This window comes from Acinetobacter sp. YH12155, from assembly GCF_013418255.1.
GTDB lineage: Bacteria > Pseudomonadota > Gammaproteobacteria > Pseudomonadales > Moraxellaceae > Acinetobacter > Acinetobacter indicus.
This window is the reverse complement of sequence record NZ_VPCK01000016.1, coordinates 1-15,589: the sequence shown is the minus strand read 5'-3', so window position 1 is coordinate 15,589 and position 15,589 is coordinate 1. Positions and strand designations below refer to the sequence as shown.

Genomic DNA, 15,589 nt, shown 5'->3' with positions numbered 1-15,589 from the left:
CACCACTTGAATATGCTTAATGCACAAACATATCCATAAAATGACGGATTTCCTGAATCGCTGTTTCTGTATCAGTAGTCAGCCAGGTCGGTTCAAAAAAGCCGGCATAGTGTTCGACACGGTCTGCAGGGACCACCAGACGCACTGGACATTCTTCTTCCAGTAAGCGCCATGGAATAATCGGCACTTCATTATCGAGCCAGGCCGCGACATTACGCACATCAATCACCATGGCATTAATGCAGTCTGGAAACGGCATCACTGAAAACTCTTCAGTACGACGGCGGAAATATTCCAGATCGCCCCATTTCAGAAGAAAGCTCGGTTTACTGAACTCAATAATCCCGATTAAATGCTGATCACGCGTGTAGTGCAAAGCACATTGATGTGTGACGTCAGTGTCAAGATCAAGCGTTACACTTTGTTGACGATACGCCATAAAATTCTGGAGCATGAAAAAAAGAGTGACATATTATAGCGCATTTGTATGCGTTAAGGCAGCGCTTGTGGTGGGCGAGCTGAAGCAAATTGTTACCTAGCATTTTGCTGTATCAAGCAAGGAGGGGCTGATCAGCACTGGAGAATGCTCAGGCTGCTGATTTTTTCCTCACATCTAGGCGGCTCTATATTCCTTTTCATGTGCTTATTCTTCTAATTTTGCATCAGTTATTCATCTGCTTATTGCGACTAAAAAGTATACAAGTCCTGTCAGCTGCTAAATCCAGTTTACGTCAAAATTTTGAATAAAATGAAAGCAGTAAAAAACTTCATTTTTTGTAATTACATTTTTCACCATCTCACAATGCTTTGTCACACAACACAACAATGCTTCTTGTTAGTATAAAAATTCGACAAGCGAATAGAAAAGAAGTGAGGGAAACATGAGCCATGATTTTAACAAGCCACCTCATGTCACAAGCGCAGAAGAAGTACAAAAGAAAAAACGTATGCCAGTTTTTATCTTGATTGCTGTGGGTGTTTTTCTGCTGGCACTGGTGGTGTACATGTTTGCGGATCGTGATCCTAAACCGAGTGAGGCACCACCTGGGCATCCGAATGCCAATGTAGAACAGGCTACACCCAATAACAGTACGCCTGCAATGGCTGAAGAAGGTGTGGCGACCACAGGTGTGGATGGCGATATTGGCACCGCTGTAGATGGTGATTCAGCCACTGCCACTGATGGCGATACCGCTACGGCCACTGCTCAATAAGTCTGAAGATTGCATAAACCCTGACCATCAGTTCAGGGTTTTTTGCGATAGCCGTGCATTTTTACACGCTTGGTACTTCATAAAAACACGGTACTTAAAAACACAAAGTACTTAAACCTTTCATTTTACCATGATCAAGATGCGCATCTTTTGCCATGAACAACGAATGTAGAAAGTCATAACAAGAGGGCAAGACATATGAATGATTATTTTGATGGAAACCCGAGAGGTGCAGGCTTCGATGCCATGTACTACTGGGAACAGTTTCATCCCATTTTATCGGCGATTGCCATACTTATTATTGGTTGGATTATTGCATTAATTGTCGGTGCAGCCATTAAAAAAGGCTTAGAAAAGCTGGGCATCAACCAGAAGCTGTCGCATGCCACCGGGCACCGTCCCAATGTAGAAAGTATTCTGTCCAGAGTTGCCTTCTGGATCATCATGATTATCGCGATTATCGCGGCGCTGAATGTGCTGAATCTGACCAGTGTCAGTGGGCCGTTTAGCAATATGATTCAAAGCTTCCTGGTCTTTATTCCCCAGTTGTTGGCAGCCATTGCGGTCGGTTTTATTGCCTGGATTGTCGCAACGCTGGTCAAAATGGGCCTGCAGCGCGTACTGAATCGTACCCAGCTGGATGAAAAGCTCAGTGCCGATGTCGGGGTTAGCCCGATTAGCCGCAATATCAGTGATATTGTGTACTGGTTAATCCTGCTACTGTTCTTGCCAATTGTGCTGTCGATTCTGGGCTTAAACGGCCTGTTGTATCCAGTACAAAACATGGTGACTGAAGCCATTTCTTATCTGCCGAATATCTTTATTGCCGGCGTGATTATTTTTGTCGGTTATATTCTGGCTAAAATTGTCCGTGGTATTGTCGAAGGTTTAATTGGTAGCCTGAATCTGCAACAGCAGGCGCAAAAAATTGGCCTGTTCAAGAACTCTAACTTGCCGAAGCTGGTCGGTTCTTTTGTTTTCGCCATTATTATCATTACTGCATTAATCATTGCATTTGAAGCCTTGGGTATTGAGGCGATTTCTCAGCCGGCAACCGCCATGCTGCATGAAATCATGTATGCAATCCCGCATATTATTGCCGCCGGTTTAATTCTGATCATTGCCTATGTGGTGTCGCGTTTCGTGGCCAATCTGGTGGTTGAAATTATTTCAGGCACAGGTGTCGATGAAATTCCGGCCAAACTGGGTGTACAGCGTTTCCTCGGTACCACCAAAGTATCGACCATGGTTGGTTGTCTGATCGTGTTCTTTACCATGCTGTTTGCCGTGTCTGAAGCGGCTAACCGTCTTGGTTTCGAGCAGGTAAGTGGTCTGATTTCGATGTTCATTTACTTCGGTGCCAATATTCTGCTGGGCGCGGTCATTCTGGTGGTCGGTTTCTGGCTGGCGAATGTGGTGGCCAAAGTGGTCGAGCGTGGTGAATACAACAGTTCACGCTGGTTAGCGACGCTGGTACGCGTACTGATTATGGGTCTGGTCGTAGCAATGGGCTTACGTGCCATGGGCATTGCCGATTCTATTGTGAACCTGGCCTTCGGTTTAACCTTGGGTGCAGTTGCGGTGGCCTTTGCTCTGGCCTTTGGTCTGGGTGGCCGTCAACCGGCAGAACGTGTTTTAACCGATCTGATTGATAAAGCCAAACGCGAAGCCAAGCAGCCGAATCCGTTGAAACAGGAGCAGGACAGTGCGGCCAATAGTGGCTTTACGACCCCAGGAGTGAATCCAATGAACAAACAGGACCCGTCACAAGGGACAAATGCCCCAATGACTACGGATTTGTCGAATACCACACCGGCAACACTGACCACTGCACCGCAGGAAGATGAAGCATCGGGTGCAGATCAGGTTACGCCTGATACGCTAAAGGTAGACCCGGCGCATCCGGCCAGCAATAATCCGTTTGGTTCAACTGGTGAAAAAGAACCGGATGTCGATGCACATCAACCACAAAAAGATGACCCGAAATAACCTGTCATCTATCTACAAGGTCGATCAAACTGAGTGTTGATCGACCTCGTTTTTTGTTGAAAACTGGAGAAGCAGAATGATGAAAAAGAAAGCGCCTTCCAATCTTTTTGCACCCGTAGTGATTGCAGGGATTACCCTTGGCTTTTTGGCCAGCGCCTATAAATTTATTTTTGCCAAAACTCAAAACCAAAATCAAAACCAACCCGGCCAGAGCGCTGATGATTCGGGCGATACCGGGCAAGCTGCGACCAAAGTCGATGATGTTGTATAAATGAACAATTTTTTGTTATAGTAAAGCTTCATAAAAAAGGAATAAATATTTCATATATTTTAGATGCTTATATTTAATCTGTATGAAATATTCAGGGAATAAAATCGACGAAAGTCTATTTGGGGAAGACCTTATGTTAAAAATTAGCTTAAAACAATCAGAACAGCCGGCAGTATTACCAAAGCATATTCAGTGCGCCGTGGTGAAAATGCAGCAGACTATTTTACGTGTACAACGCCAGAATCATCTGTGCTTATTGCGCACAGATTATCTGGAATAATTCATCCACCAGTTTTATAAACCATCAGACATATTGGGCGGCGGCATGCGCTGACGCCCAGGCCCACTGGAAGTTATAGCCACCTAAATGGCCCGTCACATCCAGCACCTCACCGACAAAATACAAGCCTTTCTGCTTTTTACTTTCCATGGTTTTGGAAGAAACTTCAGTGGTATCCACGCCACCTAAAGTCACTTCTGCGGTACGGTAGCCTTCGGTCCCTGACGGTTTGACTTCAAAGCTGTGCAGGCGCGCTGCAATCTGCTCCAGTTTTTCATCACTCAGCTGTCCGATGGCGCTTTCCGCCTGTTCCGGCCAGATCAGCTGTTGCAGCTCTGCCACCACACTTTTCGGTAAATGTTCGGCCAGTAAGGTACGTAACAGCACTTTCGGCTGGCTGGATTTTTTGGCTTTAAAAAACTCGGCTAAATCCACGGCCGGCAGGAAGTCGATATGAAAACTTTGGCCGACATCCCAGTAATTGGACAGCTGCAGCGAACTTGGTCCGCTTAAACCGCGGTGAGTAAACAGCAAAGCTTCGGTAAAGCTGTTTAGCGTATTGGAAAGTGTGGCCTCTACGGCATTACCACTGAGGCGGGTAGTGACTTCTTTAAAACTGTCGGAAAAGGTAAACGGCACCAAGCCAGCACGGGTTGGATAGACATGATGACCAAACTGCTTGGCAATTTCATAACCGATTCCGGAACCCCCTAGCGTCGGAATGGACAGGCCGCCACTGGCGACGACCACAGATTCCGCCTGAAAATAACCTAAAGTGGTTGCGACCTGAAAACCCAAATCATCTATGGCGGTCATGGCTTTGACTTCACAGCTGGTTTTAATCTCGACCAGACCGGTTTTGTCACACTCGGCCAGCAGCATATTCAGAATGTCTTTGGCGCCATTTAAGGTAAACAGCTGCCCATGTTTACGTTCTTCATAGTCAATGCCGTATTCGCAGACCAGCCCGATAAAATCCCAATTGGTATAACGACTGAGCGCGGAAATCACAAAATGCGGATTATGTGAAATATAGTTGCTTGGCTCGACATAGAGGTTGGTGAAATTGCATTTGCCACCGCCCGACATGAGGATTTTCTTGCCGACTTTATTGGCTTTTTCCAGCACCAATACTTTGCGTCCGCGCTGGGCAGCCATATAGGCGGTCATTAAACCAGACGCACCGGCACCCAAAACTAGAACATCGTATTGATTTGCTGTTGCCATGTTGCACCGAGAGAAAATGAAAGCGGACTATTATAGACTTTATCGTTTGATGATGCCGCATTTTCCAGATTGAAATGTGCGCAGAATATTTACTTTTCCTATAAAGCAGGAATGGTCTATCAATAAACCAAATCATCGTTAGCAAGGCCACATTTTACTGTTTCAAGGTGATTTTTTACGCGGCAAAGTCGTGTTTATTTGATCTGGTTTTATTTTAAAGTTGTTTTAAATCAATAGTTTAGTATTTATTAAAGGGCATTGTTGTTCAGAATAAATAGCAATTTTTAGACATATTTTTTATGTCATGACTTTGTCTCTTGGGGAACACAATGAATAAAACATTATTAAGCCTGGCGGTAATTTTGAGTATGGCTCTCACTGGCGGCGGTGGCAGTGACAGCAATACGGCAGCATCTTCAAATCCATCTGCACCGGCTCCTGTGACGCCAAATTCACCTGGTTCAACACCTGATACCACGCCTGTCACTGCCAGCTTGATCAATGACGTTCGCTTTGCAGATCTGGCCACCGAATTTAGTGCCCAGACTTTTGGTCTGGACAGCTGGAATCCGAAAGCGATGGTGGTGCATCAGGATATTTTGTATGTGGCCAATGACAGCGCCGAGGCAAGCATTTTGCGTTATGACCTGAAAGCCAAGCGAGTCTTGAGTTCGATCCATGCCCAGAATATTTCCGGCATTGGTCGGCCGTGGAATCGGCTGTTTGATTTAAGTGTACATAACGACCGCTTATATGCGGCTTCTTATTCGTCTAACCGGGTCGATGTCTTTGATTTAGGCTCAGGCGAACCACAATTTCTGATGTCGTTGGGAACCGGCAGTTGGTCGGGTGATCAGCACAATACCGTGGTGGTGCATCCCATGTCGGTGGCAGCGAATGATCAATATGTATTTGCCACAGATACGCATAGCCGGATTAATGTCTGGAAGCAAAGTGAGATCAGTAGCACCAATCATTTAAAAGCCAAAAAATATGCACGTTTGTCCTTGCCGAACTGTGGTTATAACTGTAGTGCGCGTTTGGAAGCTGTCGGTAATTTGCTGTATGCTAGTTTTAATAATGGCATGAGCTATGTATATGACCTGACTCATCTTGAAGAAGGCGCAACCAACGTGGCGGCGACACGACAGGAAAATGTGGGAACACGGGTATTTCATGCCGCGGATGACCAGCGTTTTTATGCAGCCCATACTTCAGGCCGGATCGACAGTTCAGCTTTACCAAATACGCAAAATCTACAGAATATTTTTCCAGCCGCAGAAGAAAGTTTTTATAAATATCGTACGGTAGGGACGAGTACCGATCAGCAATTGGCCGGTGCCTTAGATATTCAGGTTAGTCAGGAACGTTTATTCAGCCTGTTTAACGGCAAAATTGTCATGATGCCGCTTAAACGTTTGCAGCAGTTCCAGTCCAATACTGCTGCCACAGTCACGGCACTCAAGCAGCAGCAGGCCCAAAGCCGCAGTTATGTGCTGCAAGATGGTGAAAGTTGGGAAACCCTGACCAATGAAAACCTGCGCCATTTTTATATGGATAATATTTTATCGGCAAATTTACAGCATCAGCTTCTGGCCTTGCAAAGCTATAGTGCGGCACCGGTCCGTGATCTGGAAATTCACGCCAGACTGAAAGATACCGAGCAATGGTTTGTGTTGGCCCGCTTGGACCATCTGGATGCTTTTAGCCAGGTCAAACTCAAACTGAATATCAATGAAAATATGCATTTCCCATTGCTGCAGGGCACAGGTTCGGTTCAGCTAAGAAATTTAGGCAACTTCCAGCAGTTACCGGCAGATTTACTCGAGTTAAAAATCAGCTCCGCAACCGATCCGCATGTACAAAAGCTCATGAGTTTAAAGCCGAAATGGAAAATTCATTTTGGCAACTTTGCCCCTGAAACGCATGGCAATTGGGGCAAAATTACTCCAGCCTATGCGCGTGAATGGGTGATTATGATTACCAATTTTGCCTATCTGGTGAATAGCCCTGAGTTTAAACACATCTGGTTTAACCATAAAGCGGTCATGGGGCATGACTTCTTTGGCAACAAGGGTCAAGTGGTCGGAGATGGCGGTTACTTTACCGCAGCGGAGTATCAAAAATATTATGATGAGATTATGAACCGTGGCAAAGTGACGCTCGGGGTGACCACCGTGGGCGGCGGTTTAGGCGGACGAAATGTGCTGGGAGTCGATACCTGGCTGTTCTATGCGCATTATTTTAATACCAGTATTGGCATTGTGGGCCATGAGTTCGGCCATCACTGGGGCAGCCACGACAGCACCTGGGCCAAAGGCGGCTACGGTTTACAGGAAATTAATCAGCAATTGCATCAATATTTACAGCGTAAACAGCGCTTGCCGTATATGGACCCAGAGCTGAATAAATTCCACTTAACGCCACGGGCTGAGCTCTATAACGGGGTCGCAGAAAATATGCGCCGACCACGTCCGGATTCACATGTGAATCATCTGGAGCGCTATTTTGCCGCCAATCCATTGCCAGAGACCAATCAGCCTTAAATTCTGATTTTTTCTTCCATCCAGTTGAAACTGTATCCGCTGGATGGAAGCCCGATTGAGGACGTCACAACAGATGAACTTTGAATTTCACAGCACATACAGATCATCAACAAAACTTTCATCAGACTTTTTTATGATCTGTTTATATGAAGATGTCGAGCTTCAACTTGACGCAGTTACACTTTGATTGGCTTAACAATAAATAGAAATGTCGGCTAGACATCTATATCTGGTATCGGACTTTATAAAAAAGGAAAAAATCAATGAATCAAACCGCGGGGCTGGATCAGCTCAAACAATACAACCTGATCACCTATATTCTGTATATCGTCGGCTTTTTTGTCGGTGTTACGCCAATTATTGCCATTATCATGAATTATTTAAAACGTGCAGAAATGCGTGGCACCTGGCTGGAAAGTCATGTGAACTGGCAAATCAAAACTTTTTGGGTGACGCTGATTGCCTATCTGGTCGGTGCGGTTCTGACCACCATTCTGATTGGTTTTATTGTGCTGTTGCTGGCCTTTATCTGGCATATCTACCGTTTGGTGAAAGGCCTGATGGCGCTAAACAATAACCAGCCGGTATCATAAATAGACTGCACTTGAAGCTGATGCTTTAAAACGCGCGTCCCTGTAGCCCGCCAGTATGGATCAGTAAAATTTTCTGGTCCGGCCCAATTTTATCTTGATCAATCAGATCAAAGATGCCGCGCAGCATTTTGCCGGTATAAACCTGCTCCAGCGGAATATTATAACGCTGCTCAAACGTCTGAATAAACTGGATTAATTCGGGTGTGGTTTTGGCATAACCGCCACAGCAATAATCATCCAGAATACGCCAGTTGCGTTTGGTCGTGAGCTGCGCGACCTCATGAGTTAAAAAATCACCTTTTAAGGCCGAAAATCCCAGCAATTGCTGATGTTGCTGGCTGGCCTCAATCAACCCGGCAAACGTGCCACCCGTACCGACGGCACAGCAGATTAGATCGAATTGCGCATCTTCCGCTGTCAGAATTTCCCGACAGCCTTGAATAGCCAGCGCATTGGTGCCACCTTCCGGAATCAGATAAAAATCGGGATATTGCTGTTGCAGACGCTGCAAAAAATCGGGCTGATCTTTCTGGCGATAGGCATTGCGGGAGATAAATTCCAGCTGCATGCCAAATTGCTGTGCCGTGGCCAGGGTCGGGTTGAAAGGACGCTGCGCCAGTTCTTCACCGCGAATCATGCCTAAGCTCTGAAAACCAAACTTATGCGCGGCAAAAGCGGTTGCAGCAATATGATTGGAATAGGCCCCACCAAAGGTCAGCACTTTTTCAAACCCCTGTTGCCGGGCGGCCAGCAGGTTGTATTTCAGTTTAAAAAACTTGTTGCCCGAAATCTGCGGATGAATCAGATCCAGCCGCTTGATGCTGATGCGCTGGTGGCGATATTCAATGTGCTGATAAGGCACTTGCTGGGCAATAGAATCAAACATAGACAGAACGGAACGTTTTTGACAATTCTAACTGAAAACGGGGCGCGGTCAGTAAAGACATTTAAATAATCTCTCACGATAAAAGCCGGATCGGGCTTGCATAAAAATAGTAACTGTGTAAAAAATAAACATATAGACCTTGCAGAAAGGGAGAATAATGATGAAAAGAATCATCTTCCTGCTTATTTTAATCCAGGGTGCTTTACTGGCGGCTTGTGACCCGACCAGAGATTTAAACCAGCCGAAAACGGAAGAAACACGCAGCATGATTATTGGTGGTGTGCCGGTGCATGATCAGGATTATCTGCTGCCCAAACAAGAATCGAGTGTGAGGCCAGAACAGACCGATCCATCACAGATTTATTAATATTGTATTTAATTGATGATCTTGAAAAGCGCTCAGGCCATGCTGGTATCTGGGCGCTTTTTTATGGCAAGCAAATTTCAGCAGATTGATTAAAATACGGAGTGAATTTTATAAGGTCAGTATAAAGATCTATAGTGAAAAATATCGTGAAAATCAAAACAACTGGTAAAAAATAGGAAGATATTCAAAGCACTTGCTTGTAAAATGCCGGCAGATCATTGTATTGGATAGGACTGTGGAATCCGTTTTTATTTTGGGATCAATTGCGCTGGCATTGATGTTGGGGGCCATGAGTCCGGGGCCAACATCAATTTATGTGGCGAAAAACTCGATTGCGATTTCACGTCAGCATGGTCTGTTTACCGCGCTGGGCACCGGTTTGGGCGCAGCCATCTTTGGTTTGCTTGCGGTGCTGGGCTTACAGGCCTTTTTACTGGCTGTGCCATCGGCTTATCTGGCCTTAAAAATTTGTGGCGGTTTATACCTGCTGTGGCTGGCATTTAAAATTATTAAACATGCCAAAGACCCGATTCAGGCCGATCATGCTGCCGGCACGCAAATGTCCTTACGCCGTGCTTTTATGACCGGTCTGATTACCCAATTGTCGAATCCTAAAATTGCCATTGTGCTGGCCAGTATTTTTACCGCGCTATTACCCAAAGAGATTCCGCTGTATTTTTATTTTGTCCTGCCTATTCTGTGTTTCTTTATTGATGCCGGCTGGTGTTCCTTGCTGGCGGTGGCACTATCGGCGGAAAAACCGCGCGCAGTCTATTTAAAGTTTAAAAAAGTGTTTGATCGTGTGGCCGGTGTGGTGATGACGGTGCTGGGTCTAAAGCTGATTTTTGGTATGAAATAGATGGCTTAAATTGTGTTGATCGTTGATCAACATATCTCAAAAAAGCCTCCGTTTTGTCGGAGGCTTTTTTATCTTAGAACATATTTTCTTCAGAATTGGCGGAAATCCGGTGAATGGAGAAATCTGCGCCATTAAATTCTTCTTCCTGACTTAAACGGATGCCCATCAGCAGTTTTAGCACGCCATAAATCAGGAAACCGCCGGCCAGTGCAATCAGAATTGCCAGCGCTGTGCCGAACAGCTGGGAGATCAGGGATACGCCCCCCATACCACCGAGCCATTGCTGCCCAAAGATACCGACTGCCAGTCCACCAAAAGCACCACATACGCCATGCAATGGCCAGACACCAAGCACATCATCAATCTTGAGTTTATTCTGGGTATAGGTGAAGAGTTTGACAAACATAATCCCGGCGATGCCGCCAATCACAAAGGCACCGAGTGGATGTACCACATCGGAGCCGGCGCAGATGGCCACCAGACCGGCAAGTGGACCATTATGTAAAAAGCCCGGGTCATCTTTGCCTGCAATTTTGGCGGCTATTGTGCCCCCGACCATCGCCATTAAAGAATTGATTGCCACCAGTCCGGAAATGGCATCCAGACGCTGTGCGCTCATGACATTAAAGCCAAACCAGCCGACAATTAAAATCCAGGAACCCAAAGCCAGAAAAGGAATAGACGAGGGCGGATGCGCACTGATACGACCATCTTTTTTATAGCGCCCATAACGTGCGCCCAGCAGAATCACCGCGGCCAGTGCAATCCAGCCCCCCATGGCATGTACCACCACCGAACCGGCAAAATCATGGAAACTGGCACCAAAGCTGTGTGCTAGCCAGCGTTGCAGACCAAAGTTGCCATTCCAGATCATCCCTTCAAAAAATGGATAAATCAGCGCCACCAGAAATAAGGTCGCCAAGGCCTGCGAACGCATTTTGGCACGTTCGGCAATCCCACCAGAAATAATGGCCGGAATCGCCGCTGCAAAGGTCAGCAGGAAAAAACAGCGCATCAGGTTGTAGCCATGATCGGCCGCCAGAGTGGTCGAGCTATGGAAAAAATGCTGGCCATAGGCAATATAATAGCCCACCAGAAAATAGGCCACCGCAGAAATGGCAAAGTCTGTGAGAATCTTGCTTAGGGCATTGACCTGATTTTTATGCCGAACGGTGCCGAGCTCTAAAAATGCAAATCCGGCATGCATGGCCAGTACCAGCACTGCACCAAGAAGGAGAAATAATAAGTCGATATTTGGCATTGTGCGTTCCAATTGAGTGCACGGGATCAGGAAAAGAAGCTCAGTATATCGAGGCGAATAGATTGTAAAAGAGGGGCAGACTGCGGAAATTTTGATGAAGAATTTCGTGAAATGAATAAGACTCGATATAAAGCACAGTGCGGTTTTTTGCACCAAATCAAGTCTTTTTTAAACGCTGTAAAACTCAATATTTTGGGCTATTTTTGAAGGATTTAAATTGATTGATACAAAGATGTGCAGCAGTTTGTATGTTTACGGTGCATTTTGAAACAGGCTGGACTGTTTAGAAAATTTTAAAAATTAAGGCGAAAATTGCTGCGAGGGCTAATGTGGTTGCGTGTAGGAACAGAAAAAGTGCGAAAGAATAGCAAGGAATACTGGATGTAAAACAGCAGAACCCCATTAGCGGGGTTCTGTTTATAAAACTGACTTAGCTCAAGAGAACTGAGTTAATCGGTAAAATGTACTGGAATCCATTGATAGCTTTTGCCATCTTTTGAATAAATATGGCCGATGCCCGGGAATGGTAAATGCGCGGCCGCAATGGTCTGACCGTCTTTGGCATATTCAGCAAAATGCTTGAGACGAGTGGCGACCGCCGCTTTCGGGTCAATATCGAACTCAATGGCGGTTTCAGGCTTATCAAACTGAATGGTATGCGAATGTACAATATCACCAATAAATACCAGTTCCTGCTGCTCATGCTTTAATTTAAAACTGTAATGTCCCGGTGTATGCCCGAATGACGGTTTAAACTCGACACCACCAAAGGCCAGAGATTTATCGGAGAAGACTTTAATCTTTTTGGCTTTTTCATAAGGTGCTAAAGCCGCTTTGATTTTTTCCACCGTACCCAAAAAGCCAGCCTGTTTGTCTTTCGGTAGTTTCTTAATAGTATTTGGACTCAGCCAGTAGTCATATTCGGTTTTGGAAATATGCAAAGTCGCATTTGGATAATTCGCTACGCCATTGTTTGAAATACCGCAGACATGGTCAGGGTGTAAGTGCGTCAGGAAAATGTCATTCACTTGCGTAGGCTGATAACCTGAAGCTTTAAGATTGTTATAAATTGAACCTAAATGTTCGCCAAAACAGCTGGCTGCACCGCTATCAACCAGATAAAGCTGACTGCCGGTATTGACCAAAAAGGCATTGACGGAGGTCTGGATGCCTTTGGCTTGATCGGCATAGTATTTTTTCAGAATCTCGCTGACTTCCTGATCTGTCGCACCTTTAAATTGTGAGCGGTTGAGATAGTTGGTGCCATCGAGCAGGGCGGTAATCTGATAAGGCCCAAACTGATGCTGATAGTAGCCCGCGACCTGTTTTTGTTGGGGGATGGTCGGTTCAGCGGCTTGGACTGTGGTGAAAGTTGCAGTGCTTAGGGTTAGAGCGAGAAGGATGGGTTTTAAAGTTTTCATGGGTTCTTATAAGTTTTGAAGTGATACATCTTTTTATCATATTTATTGGTGAAATTTACCACTAGTTGAAAGCTTCTTCTCTTGCGCCATAGATGACTCAGGGAGAAGGTTGGGGTGAGGGTTATTAACACTATTTTGTTATGTGCTTTACTTTTGATCTTTCAAAAGTAAGGGAATAATTTTCAGACCTCTCCCTAACCCTCTCCCTATGGGAGATGAGAAGCACTGCTTCGTAAGGGTGAGGGGATAGATAATTAGAGAAATTAGCCTTACTTTTGTCAGGGAGATGAGAAACACTACTTCGCAAGGGGAAGTTAACAATAAAAAAAGCCCCTACATGAGTAAAGGCTCTATAAATCACAAAGACTTACTTATTACATGCAGGCTGTGAACGGTCAATAATTTGAGTACCTTCTACACGGTAACCAATTTGACCCACGAGGAATGCTTGGTTCAGTTGAGTAATGACAACATCTGAAAGTGCCACAGCACAAGAGTCTTTTTCAATTGCACGATCAATAGCAGTTTTGAAATTAGGAATACCTAAAGGGAATAGTACAACAGGAACTTTATCTTCCCCTTTCACACGTTCACCTTTTACAAATTGGTTTGAGTTTAAATTATAGTTTTTGGTAGATGCTACAGTCATATCTGCCATACGAACTGAACAGCCAGTAAATACAATTGTTGACATTGCCAGAACTGAAACTAGTAATTTTTTCATATATACCCCGAATAATTATAAAGATAAAAGTGAGTAGATTTTATATTTAAAGAAATAAAAATCAACAATTTAATTTTAAATTTTGATCTAATTGGAGGTGAGGTTAGAGATGCTAAACTGAGTTTTTAATATAACTGTATTATATGAATCTTTAAAGCTTTTCATTTATAAAAAAAGCCCCTACAACGTAGAGGCTTTTTCTCATCTTAATCTAACAATTAAGACACTTTATCACCCGGCTTCGCGCCAGATTCAGGTGAAGTCACCCAAACACCGTTGCCATTGCCCGCAGCGAGTACCATACCGTTTGAAATACCAAACCGCATCTTACGTGGTGCAAGGTTTGCATTCACAGAGAGTAATCGCTATTTATAGAATGGGATATAAGAAAGACTATTATTTTGATTGATTTAATATTTTCTCAATGTCCTTAGAGAAATCGACAAGCTCGAACTCTCCAGTATCGCAATTTGCTAACTTACAAACTTCTTCTTCATACTCATCAGAACCCATTGAAGCTATCGCTTTTTGCTTCCAATACTCTGCTTTTTTTATACTTTGTAACTTTTTAGGTAATCGAAAATTATACTCATCGACAAGTGTTCTTTGTGCGATAGGTGAACCTTGTTCGCCTGCTTTTTCTAAGAATTTTAGATATTTGGTGGGATCATATTCAAAGTGTTGAGCTAGTAAATACGAGGCATAAGCATTATTTTGATCTGATAATTTTTCAATAGGGCTTATATCAATTTCAGATTTTAGTTCAGTTTCTTTGAAGAATAATACGAATTCAAGAAGAGCCATAGAGGTAATCCTCCCATAAATAACCGAAGTTAAAAGTAGAGGTTAAGCAGCCATTAGAGGTGGCTTTCCTTTGTTAGCTTGATGTGGTCTTTCATGGTTGTAATGCCACAACCAGTTTGTTGCATAATCTTGTACTTCATCCAAAGTATCAAATAAATGCTTGCTCAGCCAACTATAACGTATGGTCCGATTATAGCGTTCAATATACGCATTCTGCTGTGGCTTACCCGGTTGAATATATTCAATACGAATACCGTGCTCAGTCACCCAGCGCACAAATTCGTGACTGATAAATTCGGGACCATTATCGCATCGGATCACTAACGGTTTTTCTCTCCACTCCAGCAATTGATTCAACGTACGAATAACCCTGATTGTGGGCAATGAGAACCCTGCTTCAATGGCTAGGCCTTCGCGGCGGTAATCATCAATCACATTCAATAATCGAAACTTGCGACCACCGGAAAGCTGATCATGCATAAAATCTAATGACCAAACCTGATTTTCTCGGATTGGTTCCTTCAATGGTTCAGGCGCATGCCGTTTTAGTCTTCTTCTCGGTTTAATACGCAGATTCAGTGCCAACTCACAGTAAATGCGGTAAACCCGCTTGTGATTCCAGCAGCAACTCTCAACATGCCGTAAATACGAGAAGCACAAACCAAAGCCCCAATCGGAATTTTCCTCAGTGAGTTCAATGAGCTGTTCAGCAATGAGTGCATTGTCATCGCTGAGTTTGGCTTGATAGCGGTAGCAGGTTTCACTAATGCCAAATGCTTTACAAGCCAAACGAATACTAATGGCATGCTGGGCAACTGCCTGTTGTGCCATCTTACGCCGGCAAGATGGCTTTACCACTTTTTTGCCATCGCTTCCTGGATGATTTCGGCCTTTAATCGCTCTTCCGCATACATCTTTTTAAGTCTGGTATTTTCGGCTTCTAGCTCTTTCAGTCGAGCCATTAATGATGTATCCATACCACCATATTTGGCACGCCATTTATAAAAGGTAGCATTACTCACACTGCTGTCCCATAGTTTGCTTTAAATAAAAAAACCTGAGTCCTAACAGTTAAAATATGAGTGCAAACAAACACTTTAACGACCAGGATTCAGGTTTTGTCACATCAGAATACCGTATTTCATGA

15 protein-coding genes and 2 pseudogenes are annotated in these 15,589 nt (G+C 44.4%); 8 read left to right on the top strand and 9 right to left on the bottom strand.

All coding sequences use genetic code 11. The annotated features are described in order from the left end of the window. Positions 1–16 precede the first annotated feature (16 nt). A complete protein-coding gene (locus FTU86_RS10500) occupies positions 17–439 on the bottom strand; it encodes a hypothetical protein (RefSeq protein ID WP_034598216.1) in 423 nt (140 codons plus the stop codon). Between the two features lie 442 nt (positions 440–881). On the opposite strand from FTU86_RS10500, the gene FTU86_RS10495 reads away from it, so the two are divergent. The 4 genes from FTU86_RS10495 to FTU86_RS10480 all read left to right on the top strand — a co-directional run bounded on the left by FTU86_RS10495 (position 882) and on the right by FTU86_RS10480 (position 3,754). Beyond that, the gene (locus FTU86_RS10495) at positions 882–1,214 is read left to right on the top strand and encodes a hypothetical protein (RefSeq protein WP_005179600.1); all 333 of its coding nucleotides are present in this window, start codon (positions 882–884) and stop codon (positions 1,212–1,214) included. A 198-nt stretch (positions 1,215–1,412) separates the two neighbouring features. After that, on the top strand, positions 1,413–3,203 hold the full coding sequence (locus FTU86_RS10490; protein ID WP_180036569.1) for a mechanosensitive ion channel: 1,791 nt from the start codon (positions 1,413–1,415) through the stop codon (positions 3,201–3,203). A gap of 79 nt (positions 3,204–3,282) precedes the next feature. Next, on the top strand, positions 3,283–3,474 hold the full coding sequence (locus FTU86_RS10485) for a hypothetical protein (RefSeq protein ID WP_104470037.1): 192 nt from the start codon (positions 3,283–3,285) through the stop codon (positions 3,472–3,474). Positions 3,475–3,607: 133 nt separating this feature from the next. Beyond that, on the top strand, positions 3,608–3,754 hold the full coding sequence (locus tag FTU86_RS10480) for a hypothetical protein (protein WP_164844933.1): 147 nt from the start codon (positions 3,608–3,610) through the stop codon (positions 3,752–3,754). 24 nt (positions 3,755–3,778) lie between these two features. Here FTU86_RS10480 and FTU86_RS10475 read toward each other — a convergent pair whose 3' ends face one another. Then, positions 3,779–4,981, bottom strand: coding sequence for an NAD(P)/FAD-dependent oxidoreductase (locus FTU86_RS10475; protein ID WP_005179591.1), 1,203 nt, complete (start codon positions 4,979–4,981; stop codon positions 3,779–3,781). A gap of 329 nt (positions 4,982–5,310) precedes the next feature. On the opposite strand from FTU86_RS10475, the gene FTU86_RS10470 reads away from it, so the two are divergent. Both FTU86_RS10470 and FTU86_RS10465 read left to right on the top strand, forming a co-directional pair. Next, positions 5,311–7,527: a YncE family protein gene (locus FTU86_RS10470; protein ID WP_180036568.1), complete on the top strand. Its 2,217-nt coding sequence runs from the start codon at positions 5,311–5,313 to the stop codon at positions 7,525–7,527. 263 nt (positions 7,528–7,790) lie between these two features. Next, complete coding sequence (locus tag FTU86_RS10465; RefSeq protein ID WP_104499095.1) at positions 7,791–8,120, top strand: hypothetical protein; 330 nt, start codon at positions 7,791–7,793, stop codon at positions 8,118–8,120. Positions 8,121–8,145: 25 nt separating this feature from the next. On the opposite strand, the gene FTU86_RS10460 is transcribed toward FTU86_RS10465, so the two are convergent. After that, positions 8,146–9,006 carry a 1-aminocyclopropane-1-carboxylate deaminase/D-cysteine desulfhydrase gene (locus FTU86_RS10460; protein WP_180036567.1) on the bottom strand — a complete coding sequence of 287 codons (861 nt, stop codon included), beginning with the start codon at positions 9,004–9,006 and terminating at the stop codon, positions 8,146–8,148. Between the two features lie 160 nt (positions 9,007–9,166). On the opposite strand from FTU86_RS10460, the gene FTU86_RS10455 reads away from it, so the two are divergent. Then, complete coding sequence (locus FTU86_RS10455; protein ID WP_104470039.1) at positions 9,167–9,373, top strand: NF038215 family lipoprotein; 207 nt, start codon at positions 9,167–9,169, stop codon at positions 9,371–9,373. 235 nt (positions 9,374–9,608) lie between these two features. Next, positions 9,609–10,232 (top strand): LysE family translocator, encoded by a 624-nt coding sequence (locus FTU86_RS10450; protein ID WP_180036566.1) that lies wholly within the window; start codon positions 9,609–9,611, stop codon positions 10,230–10,232. Between the two features lie 73 nt (positions 10,233–10,305). On the opposite strand, the gene FTU86_RS10445 is transcribed toward FTU86_RS10450, so the two are convergent. From FTU86_RS10445 to FTU86_RS10420, 6 genes and pseudogenes are all read right to left on the bottom strand, one after another. After that, positions 10,306–11,493 (bottom strand): ammonium transporter, encoded by a 1,188-nt coding sequence (locus FTU86_RS10445; RefSeq protein ID WP_180036565.1) that lies wholly within the window; start codon positions 11,491–11,493, stop codon positions 10,306–10,308. A gap of 449 nt (positions 11,494–11,942) precedes the next feature. Further along, entirely contained in the window at positions 11,943–12,914 is a 972-nt protein-coding gene (locus FTU86_RS10440; protein WP_180036564.1) for an MBL fold metallo-hydrolase, read from the bottom strand. Between the two features lie 367 nt (positions 12,915–13,281). Continuing rightward, entirely contained in the window at positions 13,282–13,638 is a 357-nt protein-coding gene (locus FTU86_RS10435) for a hypothetical protein (RefSeq protein WP_045796302.1), read from the bottom strand. A gap of 218 nt (positions 13,639–13,856) precedes the next feature. Next, positions 13,857–13,991 (bottom strand): annotated as a pseudogene (locus tag FTU86_RS10430) (hypothetical protein); the annotation flags it as partial. A 43-nt stretch (positions 13,992–14,034) separates the two neighbouring features. Continuing rightward, entirely contained in the window at positions 14,035–14,442 is a 408-nt protein-coding gene (locus FTU86_RS10425; RefSeq protein WP_168399074.1) for a hypothetical protein, read from the bottom strand. Between the two features lie 42 nt (positions 14,443–14,484). Next, positions 14,485–15,473 (bottom strand): annotated as a pseudogene (locus tag FTU86_RS10420) (IS3 family transposase); the annotation flags it as partial. Positions 15,474–15,589 lie beyond the last annotated feature (116 nt).